Raw genomic sequence first — 15,930 nt, 5'->3', positions numbered from 1 at the left:
CATCAATTCTCTTTTTTCTCGTTCTTGTTTTCCACGATGGCCGTTTTGCTGACCATCACGGGGCGTCCCTTGAGCTGGTTGATGGCCTGTATCAGCGGGAAGTCCTTGTCGCTGCCCAACTCGGGCGGGCGGCGCTGCTCGGGCGGCTTCTTGGCTTCTTCTTCAAGCTTTTTCAGCGCTTCTTCCCGGGCTTTTTCGCGGTTGACATCCTTGACCTCGGCACCCTGGCCGCTGTTGAGGTGTTTCTCCAGGTCGGCCTCGCGGGTGCGCAGCGCGGCAAACGGGCTGCCTTCAAGGGTTTCGTCAACCATCACGTCGGGCACGATACCTTTGGCCTGGATGGACTTGCCGCTAGGCGTGTAATAGCGGGCGGTGGTGAGCTTGATGCCAGTGTCCGGGCCCAGTGGCCTGACAGTCTGCACCGATCCCTTGCCGAAAGTCTGGTTGCCCATGATGGTGGCGCGCTTGTGGTCCTGCAGGGCACCGGCCACGATCTCGCTGGCCGATGCGGAGCCCTCGTTGACCAGCACTACCAGCGGTACGGTCTTGATGGCTGCGGGCAGCCGTTTCAGCGGGTCGCTGCCGTTGCGGCGCATGTAAAACTCGGGTGCCGCCTTGTAGGTGAACTTGCTTTCCGCCAGTTGCCCGTTGGTGGACACCACTGTCACGTTCTCCGGCAGGAATGCGGCGGAGATGGCCACAGCTGCATCCAGCAGGCCGCCCGGGTCATTGCGCAGGTCAAGCACCAGCCCTTTGAGGTTGGGTTCCTGCTTGTAGATTTGCTCCATCTTGGTCACAAAGTCATCGACCGTGCGGTCCTGGAACTGGCTCAGGCGAATCCAGGCGTAACCGGGCTCCATTACCTTGCTGCGTACGGACTGGGTACGGATTTCCTCGCGCATGATGGTCACCGGGAAAGAGCGGCTTTCGTCCTTCCGGAAAATCATCAGCGTGACTTTGGTTTTGGGCTCGCCGCGCATTTTTTTCACGGCGTCATTGAGCGACAGGCCCTTGACGGCGGTGTCGTCGATCTTGGTGATCAGGTCATTGGGTTTAAGGCCTGCGCGGTCTGCTGGCGAACCTTCAATGGGCGAAACGATCTTGACCAGCCCGTCTTCCTGGCTGATTTCAATGCCGACGCCGACAAAACGGCCGCTGGTGCCTTCCCGGAATTCCTTGAAGGATTTTTTGTCGAAATAGGCGGAGTGCGGGTCCAGGCTGGAGACCATGCCGGAAATTGCGTCCGAGATGAGTTTTTTCTCGTCAACCGGCTCGACGTAATCCGTCTTGACCATGCCGAACACGGCTGCCAGCTGTTGCAGCTCTTCCAGCGGCAGGGGCATCAGGCCGCCGCGCGCAACGGCCTGCAGTTGTACCGTGGTGAGGGCTCCCGCCACCGCGCCGATTGAAATCCAGCCTGCTATTTTGAGCTTCTGACCCATAAAAATACCTTCTTTAGCCTGTTGAGGAGCCTTTGCCCCCCTATGTCTGGAGCAATATACACCTAGGACAAAGACCCCGGGCTACAGTTCCGCGGTGAGTGCCGAGAACCCGGGGAAAACACGGTAAAAGTGTGCCAATTCGCGGGCTTGGCACGGGGCTTTACCGGACATTTACAAAAAACTCAGGCTTTGCCCTGGGCCATTACCGCTGCCGCGGCCTTGGCTGCAGCCTCGCCATCACCAAGGTAGTAGTGGCGCAGTGGTTTGAGGTCGGCGTCGAGTTCATACACCAGCGGAATGCCGTTGGGAATGTTCAGGCCGACGATGTCGTTGTCGGAAATGTTGTCCAGGTACTTGACCAGTGCGCGTATGGAATTGCCGTGGGCAGCCACCACAATCCGTTTGCCTGCCTTGATGGCCGGGGCCATGGATTCGTTCCAGAACGGCAGCACGCGTTCAACCGTGTCTTTCAGGCATTCGGTCAGCGGGACCTGAGCCGGCTGCAGTTTGGCGTAACGCGGGTCGCTGCGTTCGCAGCGTTCGTCGTTTGCATCCAGCGGCGGCGGCGGCGTGTCGTAGCTGCGGCGCCAGACCAGTACCTGCTCATCGCCGTATTTTTTGGCTGTTTCGGACTTGTTCAGGCCTTGCAGGCCGCCATAGTGCCGCTCGTTGAGGCGCCAGCTGTGCACCACCGGCAGCCAGGTGCGGTCCATTTCGTCCAGCGTGTGCCAGAGGGTGCGCGTGGCCCGCTTGAGCACACTGGTATAGGCCAGGTCAAAGTCGTAGCCTTCATTTTTCAGCAGTTTGCCGGCGTTTTTGGCCTGGGCGACGCCGGTTTCCGTGAGGTCCACGTCGGTCCAGCCCGTGAAGCGGTTTTCAAGATTCCAGGTCGATTCGCCGTGGCGTATCAATACAAGTTTGTGCATGGGGTGTAATCGGAGGGGTGGGTGATAGGGAATAAGGGGCAAAACCGGCGTCCGGCGGGCATCCTTGTACCTGCATTCTAAAATCACCGGCTTGGTGAAAAATATTTAAAAGGTTCAATGTGAAATTTCTGATCGATAACTGGATGCTGATTGCCATTGCCCTTGCCTCGGGCGGCATGCTGATTTGGCCCATGATTGCCAGCGGCATGAACGCGGGCGCGCTGAGCGCCAGCGGTGCAGTGCAACTGATTAACCGCGAAAAGGCGGTGGTTGTTGATGTGAGCGAGGCCGAGGAGTTTGCGGCGGGCCACGTGGGCGGCGCCAAAAACGTGCCCTTCAGCCAGTTGGAGGAAAAGCTGCCTGCAACCGTCAAGAACAAGGCCTTGCCGCTTATCCTCGTCTGCGCTACGGGTGCCCGCGCGAACCGTGCCGTGGCTGTCGCAAAAAAACTGGGGTACGAGCAGGCCCAGGCATTGGGCGGAGGGCTGAAAGCCTGGAAAGACGCCAACCTGCCGATCGAGAAAGCCTGAAGCCAGCCCATCTTGCCATTCTGTGATGCCAGGGAACAAACCATGCAAACCGTCAAGATCTACACCACCGGCACCTGCCCTTATTGCATCCATGCCAAGCAGTTGCTGAAGGCACGCGGTGTGACTGAACTGGATGAAATCCGCGTGGACATGGCCCCGGCCGAGCGCCAGAAAATGATGCAGATCACCGGCCGGCGCACGGTGCCCCAGATTTTTATAGGCCAGACCCATGTGGGCGGCTGTGACGACCTGATGGCGCTGGATGGCCGGGGTGGCCTGCTGCCGCTGCTGAACGCAGCCTGAGTTAGCCCGCTCCAGCAGGATGGATAATGCGGCGTCGCCCGCTTCACCGAGTGGGGCAATCCCCTCAAAAAAACCTTTCCCTTAAAAGCAAACCGAAAGTTGACCATGGCCGAAGCCAATCTTGACCCCGTTTTCCAGATCCAGCGCGTCTACCTCAAGGACGTCTCGCTGGAGCAACCCAACTCCCCTGAAATCCTGCTCAACCAGGAACAGCCCGGCGTGGACATCCAGCTGGGTGTTGAAGCCACGCCAGTGGCCGAGGGCCTGTTTGAAGTGACGGTGACCGCAACGGTGCAGGCCAAGATCGCCGACAAAACCGTGTTCCTGGTGGAGGCCAAGCAGGCCGGCATTTTTGAACTGCGCAACATGCCGGCTGAGCAGCTGGGCGCTGTGCTCGGCATCGCCTGCCCGCAAATCGTCTACCCCTACCTGCGCGGCAACGTGGCCGACGTGATCCAGCGCGGCGGTTTCCCGCCCGTGCACCTGGCTGAAATCAACTTCCAGGCCATGTACGAGCAGCAACAGGCCCAGGCCGCTGCCGATGCTGCCGCACCGGCCGCGCCGCAAATCATCGTCTGATAGCGTCACCTGTCGGTGCGCACAGCCATGACTGTCCGGTCATGAACATCATTGTTCTGGGTGCCGGCGCCTGGGGTACGGCGCTGGCTGTCAGCGCGGCGTCCAGCCGCGCCGCGCCGGGCCACCAGGTCACCCTGTGGGCGCGCGATGCGGCGCAGCTTGAAACCCTGAAAAGCGCGCGTGCCAATAGCCGGTATTTGCCGGGTATTAGCTTTCCCGGCAGCCTGAAGCTTGCGGGGGGGGAAGGCTCTCTGGATGAGGCCGTCAAGGGCCAGGACCTCATCATCATTGCCGCGCCGGTTTCGGCTGTGCGTGGCCTGCTGCAAAGCCTGGCGAACGCCAGTGTGCCGGTGGCCTGGCTGAGCAAGGGCTTTGAAGCTCCGGTTAACCAGCCTTTTGGCCTGATGGTCCACGAAATACGTGCGCAGGTAGCTATCAATTTGAGAGCGGGTGTGCTCAGCGGCCCGAGCTTTGCGCAAGAGGTGGCCAAGGGCCAGCCAACCGCCCTGGTGGCCGCCAGCGAGCATGCCGACGTGCGTGATGCGCTGGTTCGGGCCTTTCACAGCCCGACCCTGCGTGTTTATGCCAATGACGATATCGTGGGCGTGGAAGTCGGCGGTGCCGTCAAGAACGTGCTGGCAATCGCCACCGGCCTGTGCGATGGCCTGCAATTGGGGCTCAACGCCCGCGCCGCGCTGATTACCCGCGGCCTGGCTGAAATAACCCGCCTGGGCGTAGCTCTGGGTGCAAAGGCCGAAACCTTCACTGGCTTGTCAGGCCTGGGCGACCTGGTGCTGACCGCCACAGGCGACCTCAGCCGTAACCGCAAGGTCGGCCTGGCGCTGGCGCAAGGCAAAACCCTGGCTGAAGCCGTGGCCTCGCTGGGCCACGTTGCCGAAGGTGTTTATTGCGCCCGCACCGTGGTGCAGCGGGCAGCGGGCCTGGGCATCGAGATGCCGATTTCGCAGGGTGTGGTAGCGTTGCTGGATGGCAGGATCACGCCGACTGAAGCCGTGGCTGCACTGATGGGGCGCGGGCCGACGGCTGAAGTGCTTTAAGGCCGCCGCACGCGGTTGGGGCTGCTGGCCGGGAAACCGTTCTTAACCGTTCAGGCCTTGTGCCTGTATCTCTGCAGGCGACAAGGCCAGGTGCGGCGAGTTCAGCAGCATCTGTGCCGTGAGGCCCAGATGTTTTTCAATGAGTTCCTGCGCAAGCCGGATGTCCTTGCCCAGGACGGCGTCCACAAGTGCCTGGTGCTCCGCCTTCACATCCCGTTTGACCTTGGCGAGGGGAACCGATAACTGCCGGTAACGTTCGCTCTGCTGGTAGAGCATTTCGTGCATCCGCAGCAGCCATTGGTTGGGGCAGCCGGCCACCAGCGCCCGGTGGAATTCTGCATGGCTGGCCGCCCACTCCGGGTTGACCCGGTCCGGCAGCGCCGCGTCGCGCTCGGCGATACGTGAAAGGCGGTGAGATGCCGCGACAACACCGCCTTCCCAGGCCAGGTCGCCGTGCCTTATGGCTTCGACCAGGCACAGCTTCTCGATCTCGATGCGGGCGTTGACCAGGTCCTGTAGTTCCACCGCAGAAACCGGGCTGACACGGTAACCGCGGGCCGGCTCGGACACCACCAGTGCCTCGGCCTCCAGCATGGCCAGCCCTTCGCGCACTGCGCCTGCGCTGACCCCGATTTCCTCCGCGAGAGCGGTGATGTTCAGTTTGGAGCCGGGCAGCAACCGTCCATCCACGATGGCCGTGCGCAAATGTTCAAAAACCACACGTGTCTGGCTCATGGCCTTGGGGCGCTCACTCATGGCGCCGACTCCGTGCCTGGGATGTGTTGTTCATACTTGTAAACCCTAGCAATAGATGAAATTATTATCTATATAGTTTGATTAAAAGAATATATTCTTTTGCAGAATCCTGCAAAAAAGCAGCAAAGAGAGACAAATCATGGCAGTTGCGCCGCTACGCACCCATAAGGACCCGCACCGCGCGGCCGTCCATGGCGTTCATTCGCTGGACCGCTTTGTTTTTACCGTGCCTGACCTGGATGAGGCTGCACGTTTTTACGACGCATTCGGCCTTGAGACTCGTCGTGACGGCGACCGGCTTGACCTGCACACGGCGGGGCATCCGCAAACCTGGGGCAGCCTGTACCAGGCAGCGGGCAACAAAAAATTGCAGTACCTGAGCTTCGGCTGCTTTGCCGAGGACTTTGAGCCGATTGCCGCCAGGCTTGAGCGCCTTGGCATCGCGCGTTGCCAGCCGCATCCCCTGGGCGATGCGGGTGGCATCTGGGTCAAACACCCGGACGGCTTTGCGGTGCAGATTGTGGTGGCGCCCAAAAGCTCGCCGGATGCCAAGAGCGGCCCGCTGGTCGAAGCTCCTGTTCCCATAGGCACAGGCGCATCACTTAACCGCGCGCGCATCCCGAAAGTGCGGCCACGCCGGCTGGCCCATGCGCTGCTGTTCTCGCCCGACGTGGAGCGTGCCATTCACTTTTACGAAGACGTGCTGGGCCTGCGCCTGAGCGACCGCTCGGCGGACCTGGTGGTCTTCATGCATGGCGTCCACGGCAGCGACCACCACCTCATCGCCATGGCCAAGTCCGAAGGCCCGGGCCTGCACCACCTGAGCTGGGATGTAGGCAATATCGACGAGGTCGGCCGTGGCATGGAGCAGATGTATGCGGCGGGTTATGTGCGCGGCTGGGGCGTGGGCCGGCATGTGCTGGGCTCGAATTATTTTTACTATGCGCGCGATCCCTGGGGCAGCCATTCGGAGTATTCATTCGACATCGACTACGTCCCGGGTAATTTCGAGTGGCAAGCCGGCGACCATCCGCCGGAGGACTCGTTTTATGCGTGGGGGCCTGCGGTGCCTGCGGACTTTGTGACCAATTTCGAGATCCAGGGCGGGTGATCCCGCAGGTGCCGAAGCGCCTTTTGTTCTTCTTTTGTTCATTACCCCCTTAACTACAGCAGAGAAATATTCAACATGCGACTTTTAGCTTTCCAGAACAAGGGCCAGCCGGCCCTGGGCCTGCGCCTCGGTCAGGAGATCATCAACCTGACGGAACAGGGGCTGCCGGCCACACTAGACGAATTGCTGCGCGCCGGCCCGGAAGGCCTGGCGTCGGCGAAACGCGCCGCTGACAAGGCGCGCACCCGCCTGCCGCTTGCCGGACTGCAATGGCTTGCACCTGTGCAGGCACCGGCCAAGGCCATCGCGGTCGGCCTCAACTATGTGGACCACGCGGCCGAAGGCAACTTTGAGCCGCCCAAGTACCCGGTGCTGTTCCACCGTTTTCCCTCGTCCTGGGTGGGGCACGGCCAGCCGCTGGTGCGCCCCCACGTGTCGACCCAGTTCGACTACGAAGGTGAGCTTGTCATCGTCATCGGCAAGGCCGGCCGCTATATCTCCAAAGAAAAAGCGCTGGACCACGTGGGCGGCTATTCGCTGTTCAACGACGGCTCCATCCGCGACTACCAGTTCAAGTCTGCGCAGTGGATGATGGGCAAGAACTTCGACAACTCGGGCTCTTTCGGCCCCGAGTTCGTCACGCCCGATGAACTGCCGGCAGGCGCCAGCGGCCTGAAGCTGCAGACCCGCCTGAACGGCAAGGTATTGCAGGAGGCCAACACGCGCGACATGATTTTTGACGTTGCAACGCTGGTGTCGGTGTGCTCCGAGCCGTTCGCGCTGCAGCCGGGCGACATCATCATTGCCGGCACTCCGGCAGGCGTGGGTTTTGCCCGCAAGCCGCAGGTCTTCATGAAGGCCGGCGACGTTTGCGAAGTAGAGATAGAAGGTGTCGGACTGCTGTCCAACCCCATCGTCGACGGCGACTGACACCGTTTCAGATTTTCCCGGCTTCCCAAACAATTACAGGAGACAAGCATGAACCTCAACCGCCGTTCTTTCGTCACCACCGCTACTGCCGGTGCCATCGGCGCCGCCACGTTGTGGAGCAACCAGGCCGCTGCGCAGCCCTCGGGCGCGCCCATACGCGTAGGCGGCACGCTGGCGTTGACGGGGCCACTGTCGGCCACCGGCCTGGTGCACAAGCTCACGGGCGAGATTTATGTGGACTCGCTCAACAAGCGCGGCGGCCTGCTGGGCCGGCCGGTGGAGTGGGTGCTGAAGGACGACCAGTCCAAGCCCGACCTGGCACGCACGCTTTATGAGCAACTGGTGACGTCGGACAAGGTTGACCTGCTGATCGGCCCCTATGCGACGGGTGCCATCCTCTCGGCCATGGGTGTGGCGCAGCGTTATGGCAAGACACTGGTGCACCACACTTTCGGCGTCCCCAACCTCGCCAAGTACGACCAGCAGTTCCCCGCCTGGTCGATCGGCCCCGAGCCCGAAAAAACCCTGCCGGCGCTGGTGCTGGACGCACTGGCTGCATCCGCCAAACCACCCAAAACCATTGCGGTGGTGACCAGCAAGTTCCCTTCGGTGCATTTTGTTGCGCTGGGCGCGCGCGAGGTGGCCAAGCAGCGCGGCATCAAGGAAGTGCTGTTCCTTGAGTGGGATTTCGGCAACCGCGACTTCGGACCCATCGCTGGCCGTATCAAGGAAGCCAACCCCGACTTCATCTGGACCGGCGCTATCGGCCTGGAGGGCAACCAGTTGCTCGATGCCATGAAAAAGATCGACTACGCACCCGTGCACCATTTCTACCATGTGCCTGCGCCTGCGCCCATGCTCAAGGCGCCCGAAGCCAACGGTGCGATCTCGATGACCATCTTCGAGGACCACCCGCCGTTTACCAACAACCCGATTGCAGCCGAGTTTGTCAAAACCTACCGCGAACGTGCAGCCAAGGCCAATATGCCCGACACCGCCGTCGAGACACAGGCCGCAGCCTCCTTCACGGCCTGGCAGATCATCGAAGCCGCTGTCAATGCGACCAAGGGGCTGGATGACAAGGCCATGGCCACATGGCTGCGCGCCAATCAGGTCGACAGCATCCAGGGTCGGTTGCGCTTTAATGAGCGTGGCAACTTCGGTGCCGACCTGAGCAAGGTCAAGCAGGTGCAGAACGGCAAGTGGGTGACCGTCTGGCCGAAAGAGTGGGCCGCCCCTGGTGCCAGGCTGTTGACGCGCGGCGTGGATAAATGACCTTTCCCAGCGCAACGCTTTTAGCCCAGTCCATACTCGCAGGTCTTTTTACCGGGGCGCTCTACGGGCTGCTTGGACTGGGCCTCAGTTTGTCATGGGGCATGCTCAGGCAGATCAACCTCGCACACTTTGCGCTGGCCTTCCTGGGCGCTTACCTGACCTATGAGCTGTCGAGCCATCGCGGCATGGACCCGCTGCTGACGCTGGTTCTTATCGTGCCGCTTTTCTTCGCGCTGGGCGCGGCGCTGCACTGGGTGCTGACGCGCTTTCGCGTGAGCCCTTTCAATTCGATGCTGGTCACGTTCGGCATCACCGTGATCATCGAGGCGATGCTGCAATGGATATGGACGGCCGACTACCGCAAGCTGGAGTCCAGTTATGCCGAGCACAAGCTGCGCCTGGGCCCGCTGTTTTTACCGGTACCCGAACTCATCACACTGGGGCTCGGTGTGGGCATTTCCGTGGCGGTGTGGCTGGTGCTGCGGCGCACCGATCTTGGCAAGGCGATGCGCGCCGCTGCTGAAGATGCCCCCATCGCAGCCGCCTTTGGCGTCAACCAGCAGGCGCTGGGGCTGATGTTGTCCGGCCTGAACGCCGCGCTGGCCGGTGTGGCCGGGGTTTGCATCGCGCTGGCGTACACGCTTACACCCTCGCAGATCTATGCGTGGATAGGTGTGGTCTTTGCTTCTGTGATGCTGGGCGGTCTTGGCCGGCCGCTGGGCCCGCTGATCGCCGGCTGCATCATAGGCGTGACCGAGGCCATCACCATGGCCGTCACGGCGCCATCGTGGGCACCGCTGGTGTCGTTCTCGCTGCTGATGTTTGTGTTGCTGGTGCGGCCGGGGAGGGTGCGGTGAAACGTTCCTTCCTGCTGATACTCGCGGCCGGCGCCGGCCTGGCCGTGTTGCCCTGGCTGGGCCTGCCGGCCTTTTACGAATCCATCCTCTACCTGGTGCTGCACTGGGTTGCGCTGGCCACCTCGTGGAACCTGCTGTCGGGCTACTCGGGTTATTTTTCGTTCGGCCATGGTGCCTTCTTCGGCATAGGCATGTACACCACGGCCACGCTGGCCACGCGCTTTGACATGCCTTTTCTCTGGACGCTCCCGGCGGCCGCAGCCATGGCAGCGCTGTTCGGCACCTTGCTGGGCGCCGTGGCCTTTCGTGTGCAGGCGGTGCGGGCCGAGCTGTTTTCACTGTTGACGCTGGCCGCCACTTTTGTCGTGGCAACCATCATCCTCAACACGCCCATAGACGGCGGACCGGGTGTTTACATGAGTGCGGTGGCTGTGCCTGCGATAGGGCCCACGCCTTCGGGCACCTTCTACCTGCTGGCGCTGGCTGCGGCGGTGCTCACGGTGCTGGCGGCGCTGGTGGTCTACCACTCGCGCTTTGGCACCGGCCTGTTTGCCATCCATGACGACGAAGATGTGGCCGAAGTGATGGGCGTGCCGACCTACCGCTACAAGCTCGGTGCCTTTGCGCTTTCATGCGGGCTGGCGGGTGTGGTGGGCGGCATCCACGCACTTTTCATTTCCTATGTGACGACAGGTGACACCTTCACCATTGCCATGCCGCTGACGGTGGTGCTGATGGCCGTGCTGGGCGGTACCCGCCACTGGGCCGGGCCTATCGTAGGCGCCACCGCCATCACGCTGCTGCTTTATTCCTTTACCGGCGGCGACAGCGCCATCATCGGCAAGGGACTGACCGGCCTGGTGCTGATCGTGGTGATCCTGTTCATGCCGGAGGGCCTGCTGGGCCAGGTGCTGAAATGGTGGGGCGCCAGGCGCGGTGCGGCCGTGCCGCATGCACCTGTCGCAGCCGTCGCAGCCGTCGTCGCACCGGCGCCGCCGTCTGTAGCGCCCGTCATCGGCCAGATCTTGTTGCGTGCCCGGGGTGTATGCAAATCCTTCAAGGGTGTACAGGCACTGCGTGGTGTGGACCTTGACGTGCGGCAGGGCGAAATCTTGGGCCTGCTGGGCCCCAACGGCTCGGGCAAGTCGACTTTCATCAACGTGGCGAGCGGGCATTTCGCCGTGACCTCGGGCGTGATCGAGTTCGCGGGCCGGCGCATTTCGGGCGCACCGGCACACCGCATTGCGCATGGCGGCATCGCGCGCACCTACCAGATACCTCGGCCCTTTGCGCACCTTACGGTGCTGGAAAACGTGGCGCTGCCGGCGATGTTTGGTGCCGCCGCACTGGACCGCAAAACGGCCGAGGCCGAGGCCTGGCAATGGCTGGCCTTCACCGGCCTGACCGAACGCGCGCATGCCCTGCCTGCCGACCTCAACCTGCACCAGCGCAAGTTCCTTGAGTTCGCGCGTGCCCTGGCTTCGCGGCCGCAGGTGCTGATGCTGGACGAGGTGCTGTCGGGTCTCACGCCTTCGGAGATCGACGAGGCGGTGGCGCTGATCCGCCGCATCCGCGACCAGGGCGCGACCATCATCTTTGTCGAGCATGTCATGCGTGCGGTGATGGCCCTGTGCGACCGCGTGGTGATCTTTAACCGTGGCGAGGTGCTGGCCGAGGGCGCGCCGCGCGATGTCATGCAGCGGCCGGAAGTCGTTTCGGCTTACCTTGGTCAGGCGATGGAGCAGGACAAGCCCGCGGCATCCGGACCCGCCATCCAGCAGGAGCCGGCCCATGCTTGAACTTCAATCGATACGCGTCGCCTACGGGCAGGCCACGGCCCTGTGGGACGTTTCGCTGTCCATAGGCCGGGGCGAACTGCTGTGTGTCGTCGGCCCCAATAGCGCAGGCAAGAGCACGCTCATCAACGCCATCGCCGGCCTGCACCGAATCAGCGCCGGGCGGCTGATGTTTGACGGCCAGGACATCTCGCGCCTGGCGCCGCACCGCTTCTGCGGCCAGGGCATTGCACTGGTGCCCGAAGGCCGGCGACTGTTTACCGAGATGACGGTGCGCGAGAACCTGGAACTCGGCAGCTACCTGCGCGCGGCGCGTGCCGAGCGCACCCGTTCGCTGGAGCGCGTGTGTGAACTGTTCCCGGTGCTGGCCGAACGCATGGACCAGCTTGCCGGCTCGCTGTCAGGCGGCCAGCAGCAGATGGTTGCGATTGGCCGGGCGCTGATGGCGCGGCCCCGCCTGCTGCTGCTGGACGAGCCTTCGCTGGGACTGGCGCCCAGCATTGTGCTGGACATGTTCAAGGCCATACAGCGCATTCATGCCGACGGCGTGGCGGTGCTGCTGGTGGAGCAGAACGTCAGCATGGCGCTGGAGATCGCCGAGCGTGCAGCGGTACTGGAGGAAGGCCGCATCGTTGCTTCGGGCAGCCCCGAGGAGCTTATGGCGCAGCCCGAACTGCGGCGTGCCTACCTGGGGCTGGAGGCCGTGCACGCACCTGTGTGAGTGTGCGCTGCGCTTAGCGGCCTATTTTTTTGATTAAAAGGGCCTGTGGCCCTTTATCTATGTGCGCAAGCAGCTATCAAAAAAGGAGTGAGTCTTGGCCTGGCAGGTGAGTGGCAGTAGCGCGCGGGCTCAAATTTCCAGGTTGTCAATCAGGCGCGTGCTGCCCAGTTTGGCGGCGCCCAGCACCACCAGCGGCTCGGACGCAAGTGGGCCCTGCGGCGGCATCAGGTCTGCACGGCGGCGCACTGTGAGGTAGTCGGGTTTCCAGCCGCGCCTGGCCAGGGTTTGCATGGCTTGCGCTTCGAGTCCGGGCAGGTCGGCGGGGCTGGCGGCCTTGGCTGCGGCGCCCAGGGCCTTGAGTGCTTTTGAGAGTTCAGCGGCTTCCTGGCGCTCTGCTGCGCTCAGGTAACCGTTGCGTGACGACAGTGCCAGGCCGTCTTCGGCGCGCTGGGTTTCACCGGCGAGGATTTCAATCGGCAATGCAAACTGCTGGACCATGCGGCGCACCACCATGACCTGCTGGTAGTCCTTCTTGCCGAAAGCCGCCACGCCGGAGGGCATGCCGGCGTAGACACACGAGAAAAGCTTGAGCACCACCGTGCTGACGCCTATAAAAAAACCGGGCCTGAAGTGGCCTTCAAGGATATCGGCGAGATCGGTGGCAGGGTGGATCTTGTAGGTCTGCGGCTCGGGGTAAAGCTCTTTTTCGCGCGGTGCAAACAGCACGTTGCAACCGGCGGCTTCCAGGCGCTGGGCGTCGGCGTCCAGCGTGCGCGGGTAGCTGTCAAAGTCTTCGTGCGGTGCAAACTGCAGACGGTTCACAAAGATGCTGGACACCGACACGTCGCCCAGCGGCTTGGCCTGTTTGACCAGTGCGATGTGGCCGTCGTGCAGGTTGCCCATGGTGGGCACAAAAGACGGGCGTTTGAAGCCGCTGAGCTTTTCGCGCAGTTCGGCAATGGTGTGAACGATGTGCATGAGGTTTTCTCAGGGATTGATTGTGATCACCAGGCGTGGGTGGCGTTCACCGGGAAACTGCCGTCCTTCACGGCGCGCACATAGGCTTCCATGGCGCCGCGCACGCTGTGGCCGTCGTCCATGAAGTTGCGCACAAATTTCGGCATCTTGCCGAGGTTCATGCCCAGCATGTCGTGCAGCACCAGCACCTGGCCGGCGGTGCCGTTGCCCGCGCCTATTCCTATGGTGGGGCAATGCGTCAGCAGCTGTGTGACCTCGGCTGAGAGCACTGCAGGCACCATCTCGAGCACCATCATGGAGGCACCTGCATCCTGCAGGGCGCTGGCTTCGCGCCGCATGACGGTGGCGGATTCCTCTGTTTTTCCCTGTACGCGGTAGCCGCCCAGGGCGTGAACCGTTTGCGGCGTCAGGCCCAGGTGGGCGCAGACCGGAATGCCGCGCTCGACCAGGAAATGCACGACTTCGGCAGTCCAGCCCCCGCCTTCGAGCTTGACCATGTGGGCGCCGGCCTGCATCAGCACCGTTGCGCTGCGCAGTGCCTGCTCTTTTGATTCCTGGTAGCTGCCAAAAGGCAGGTCGCCAATCAGCCAGGCCGTGGCCTGCGAGCGGCGCAGGCCGTTGGCCACGCACTCGGTGTGGTGGCGCATGGTTTCAAGCGTCACGCCCACGGTGCTGGTCAGGCCCTGGCAGACCATGCCCAGCGAGTCGCCGACCAGTATGCATTCGACACCCGCGGCATCGGCCACGGCGGCAAATGTCGCGTCGTAGGCTGTGAGCATGGTGATTTTTTCGCCATGGGCATGCATCTCGCGCAGGCGCGGCAGGCTCAGCGGTTTGCGTGCCGAGGGTGTGGATGCGGGCGGCAGGGTGCCATAGGGTGTGGCTGATCCTGTCACCACGGTTGCTGTCGTTGGTGCGGGGGTGTTGTTGCTCATGATCCGGGCCGAAGTTTTTGGGGGGAGTGTAAGCGCATGGGGGCCAGTCGCTGGCCCAGGGGTTTTGTGTCAGCTTACGAGCCGGCCACCAGCGCCCAGAACGCCCACGTCAACAAAATTGCCGCCATTGCGGTTGCCGTTGCCGAAGCTGATGGTCATGCCGCCCAGGTTAAAGCCGGTGATGCTGTCCAGCGCCGTGATCAGCGAGGCGCGCGTCACCTTGGCACCCGCGCGGCGCAGGCCTTCGGCCAGCACGCGGGCGTTGGCATAACCTTCCAGCGTGGGCGTGGAGTAGTCGCTCCAGCCGCTGGCAGCCATGTCCAGCTGGTAACGCCGTACCAGCTCGTTCTTGGTTGCAAACGGCGAGGGCACCACCATCGCAAAACCCAGGCCGCGCCCGCTGTCGCCCATGGCCGTGATGTTGGCGGGACTGGCGCTGATCGACAGGCCGTAGATGGTGCTGGTGCCGCCCGCGGCCCGCAGGGCCTTCAGGAACAGTGGGGCGATGCCGCCCAGCACCATGACCACCATTTGCGGCTGGACCTTGGCAATGGCCTGCGCGGCGGGCTCGACTTCCGTACTGGCGGTGCCGGGAGTGGTGGCCAGTATGACGGGCTCCAGCTTGACATCCGCCATGGCTTTCTGGAACCCCGCCAGCACCGACGCGCCCAGCGGATCCTTGGGATACACAATGCCGATTTTGGTCATGCCCAGCGTGACGGCTGTGCGGATCAGTTTTTCGACTTCGGCGTCGTAGCTGGCCCTGATCCAGAAGACGTTGGGCGGGCTGCTTTTGTGCAGGCCTGCGGTACCGGTGTTGGGGCCCACGATGGCCATGTCCTGGACCGTCTCCATGATGGCGGCGGTCTGGCGGGTGCCCAGCGGGTTCAGCATGGCAAGAATCGATGGATCCCCCTGGAAAGCCAGTGCATTCTTTTTGGCGATGTCTGGTTTGAACTGGTCGTCGGCCATGACCAGTTCGACCTTGGCTCCGCCTATGCCGCCCGTCTTGTTGATGGCATTGAAATATGCGGACGCGCCCCGGAAGTTGCCGTTGCCGTTGGCTTTTTCCGCGCCGCTGTCGTCAAAGGTGCTGCCGATCCGCAGTGTGCGCGGCTGCGCCAGCACGGGCATTGCCATGGCTGCGGCGGTCACGCCCCCGAGAGCCATGAAGTCGCGGCGCAACAAGGAGCCGTTGATCGAAGTGGTCATGATGTCTGTTGCCTTGAATGGTTTGCGGGACGGTAAGGTGAGCGGCGCGGGCGTGCCCTGCTTTTCAGGCGCGCTGAACGGGAATTGTCGAGCGCTCTTCCTTGATGCGGTTGTCGGGGTTGACAAACACCAGCTTGGGCTCAAAACCCGCGACTTCCTTTTCGTCCACCTGTGCAAACGCGGCAATGATGACCAGGTCGCCCACGGACGCGCGGCGGGCGGCGGAACCGTTGACCGAGATGATGCGGCTGCCGCGTTCGGCACGGATCGCATAGGTGATGAAACGCTCGCCGTTGTTGATGTTCCAGATGTGCACCTGCTCGTTCTCGCCCAGGTTGGCGGCGTCCAGCAGGTCTTCGTCGATGGCGCAGGAGCCTTCGTAATTGAGCTCGCAGTGGGTCACGGCGGCGCGGTGGATTTTGGATTTGAGCAGTGTACGGAACATGGTTTGATCGGTGAGATGGATTGGCGGGAATCAGCTGAAACGAAACACGATAGACAATACGGAGGGCCCGGTGCCG

General features: G+C 62.6%; 17 protein-coding genes. 10 read left to right on the top strand and 7 right to left on the bottom strand.

The genetic code is table 11. From position 1 onward, the window contains the following. Positions 1-2 precede the first annotated feature (2 nt). Both ACFQND_RS26275 and gpmA read right to left on the bottom strand, forming a co-directional pair. On the bottom strand, positions 3-1,442 hold the full coding sequence (locus ACFQND_RS26275) for a S41 family peptidase (RefSeq protein WP_371434974.1): 1,440 nt from the start codon (positions 1,440-1,442) through the stop codon (positions 3-5). A gap of 182 nt (positions 1,443-1,624) precedes the next feature. Then, positions 1,625-2,368 (bottom strand): 2,3-diphosphoglycerate-dependent phosphoglycerate mutase, encoded by a 744-nt coding sequence (gene gpmA, locus ACFQND_RS26270; protein WP_371434975.1) that lies wholly within the window; start codon positions 2,366-2,368, stop codon positions 1,625-1,627. Between the two features lie 119 nt (positions 2,369-2,487). Between gpmA and ACFQND_RS26265 the strand changes: the two genes are divergently transcribed. From ACFQND_RS26265 to ACFQND_RS26250, 4 genes are all read left to right on the top strand, one after another. Continuing rightward, the gene (locus tag ACFQND_RS26265) at positions 2,488-2,898 is read left to right on the top strand and encodes a rhodanese-like domain-containing protein (RefSeq protein ID WP_371434976.1); all 411 of its coding nucleotides are present in this window, start codon (positions 2,488-2,490) and stop codon (positions 2,896-2,898) included. 42 nt (positions 2,899-2,940) lie between these two features. Beyond that, positions 2,941-3,201: a glutaredoxin 3 gene (gene grxC / locus ACFQND_RS26260; RefSeq protein ID WP_371434977.1), complete on the top strand. Its 261-nt coding sequence runs from the start codon at positions 2,941-2,943 to the stop codon at positions 3,199-3,201. Positions 3,202-3,306: 105 nt separating this feature from the next. Beyond that, positions 3,307-3,780, top strand: a complete 474-nt coding sequence (gene secB / locus ACFQND_RS26255; protein ID WP_371434978.1) for a protein-export chaperone SecB — start codon at positions 3,307-3,309, stop codon at positions 3,778-3,780. Between the two features lie 41 nt (positions 3,781-3,821). Beyond that, positions 3,822-4,838 (top strand): NAD(P)H-dependent glycerol-3-phosphate dehydrogenase, encoded by a 1,017-nt coding sequence (locus ACFQND_RS26250; RefSeq protein WP_371434979.1) that lies wholly within the window; start codon positions 3,822-3,824, stop codon positions 4,836-4,838. 42 nt (positions 4,839-4,880) lie between these two features. Here ACFQND_RS26250 and ACFQND_RS26245 read toward each other — a convergent pair whose 3' ends face one another. Then, positions 4,881-5,594, bottom strand: a complete 714-nt coding sequence (locus tag ACFQND_RS26245; protein ID WP_371434980.1) for a GntR family transcriptional regulator — start codon at positions 5,592-5,594, stop codon at positions 4,881-4,883. A gap of 139 nt (positions 5,595-5,733) precedes the next feature. Here ACFQND_RS26245 and ACFQND_RS26240 point away from each other — a divergent pair, with 139 nt between their 5' ends. From ACFQND_RS26240 to ACFQND_RS26215, 6 genes are all read left to right on the top strand, one after another. After that, positions 5,734-6,705, top strand: a complete 972-nt coding sequence (locus ACFQND_RS26240) for a VOC family protein (RefSeq protein WP_371434981.1) — start codon at positions 5,734-5,736, stop codon at positions 6,703-6,705. A 75-nt stretch (positions 6,706-6,780) separates the two neighbouring features. Next, the gene (locus ACFQND_RS26235; RefSeq protein WP_371434982.1) at positions 6,781-7,635 is read left to right on the top strand and encodes a fumarylacetoacetate hydrolase family protein; all 855 of its coding nucleotides are present in this window, start codon (positions 6,781-6,783) and stop codon (positions 7,633-7,635) included. 48 nt (positions 7,636-7,683) lie between these two features. Beyond that, positions 7,684-8,910, top strand: a complete 1,227-nt coding sequence (locus tag ACFQND_RS26230) for an amino acid ABC transporter substrate-binding protein (protein WP_371434983.1) — start codon at positions 7,684-7,686, stop codon at positions 8,908-8,910. Next, complete coding sequence (locus ACFQND_RS26225) at positions 8,907-9,767, top strand: branched-chain amino acid ABC transporter permease (RefSeq protein ID WP_371434984.1); 861 nt, start codon at positions 8,907-8,909, stop codon at positions 9,765-9,767. Before ACFQND_RS26230 ends, ACFQND_RS26225 begins: the two co-directional genes overlap by 4 nt. Further along, positions 9,764-11,566 (top strand): branched-chain amino acid ABC transporter ATP-binding protein/permease, encoded by a 1,803-nt coding sequence (locus ACFQND_RS26220; RefSeq protein WP_371434985.1) that lies wholly within the window; start codon positions 9,764-9,766, stop codon positions 11,564-11,566. Before ACFQND_RS26225 ends, ACFQND_RS26220 begins: the two co-directional genes overlap by 4 nt. After that, on the top strand, positions 11,559-12,284 hold the full coding sequence (locus tag ACFQND_RS26215; protein WP_371434986.1) for an ABC transporter ATP-binding protein: 726 nt from the start codon (positions 11,559-11,561) through the stop codon (positions 12,282-12,284). Before ACFQND_RS26220 ends, ACFQND_RS26215 begins: the two co-directional genes overlap by 8 nt. Positions 12,285-12,413: 129 nt before the next feature. Here ACFQND_RS26215 and panC read toward each other — a convergent pair whose 3' ends face one another. From panC to panD, 4 genes are all read right to left on the bottom strand, one after another. Beyond that, positions 12,414-13,262, bottom strand: coding sequence for a pantoate--beta-alanine ligase (gene panC, locus ACFQND_RS26210; RefSeq protein WP_371434987.1), 849 nt, complete (start codon positions 13,260-13,262; stop codon positions 12,414-12,416). A 26-nt stretch (positions 13,263-13,288) separates the two neighbouring features. Next, on the bottom strand, positions 13,289-14,197 hold the full coding sequence (gene panB / locus ACFQND_RS26205) for a 3-methyl-2-oxobutanoate hydroxymethyltransferase (RefSeq protein ID WP_371434988.1): 909 nt from the start codon (positions 14,195-14,197) through the stop codon (positions 13,289-13,291). Between the two features lie 69 nt (positions 14,198-14,266). Beyond that, positions 14,267-15,409, bottom strand: coding sequence for an ABC transporter substrate-binding protein (locus tag ACFQND_RS26200; RefSeq protein WP_371434989.1), 1,143 nt, complete (start codon positions 15,407-15,409; stop codon positions 14,267-14,269). 64 nt (positions 15,410-15,473) lie between these two features. Further along, complete coding sequence (gene panD / locus ACFQND_RS26195) at positions 15,474-15,854, bottom strand: aspartate 1-decarboxylase (protein WP_371434990.1); 381 nt, start codon at positions 15,852-15,854, stop codon at positions 15,474-15,476. Positions 15,855-15,930: the final 76 nt, after the last annotated feature.

The sequence above is a fragment of the Polaromonas aquatica genome (genome assembly GCF_042659145.1).
GTDB lineage: Bacteria > Pseudomonadota > Gammaproteobacteria > Burkholderiales > Burkholderiaceae_C > Polaromonas > Polaromonas aquatica.
The sequence above is the reverse complement of the archived record's forward strand: the minus strand, read 5'-3'. Positions and strand labels throughout refer to the sequence as shown.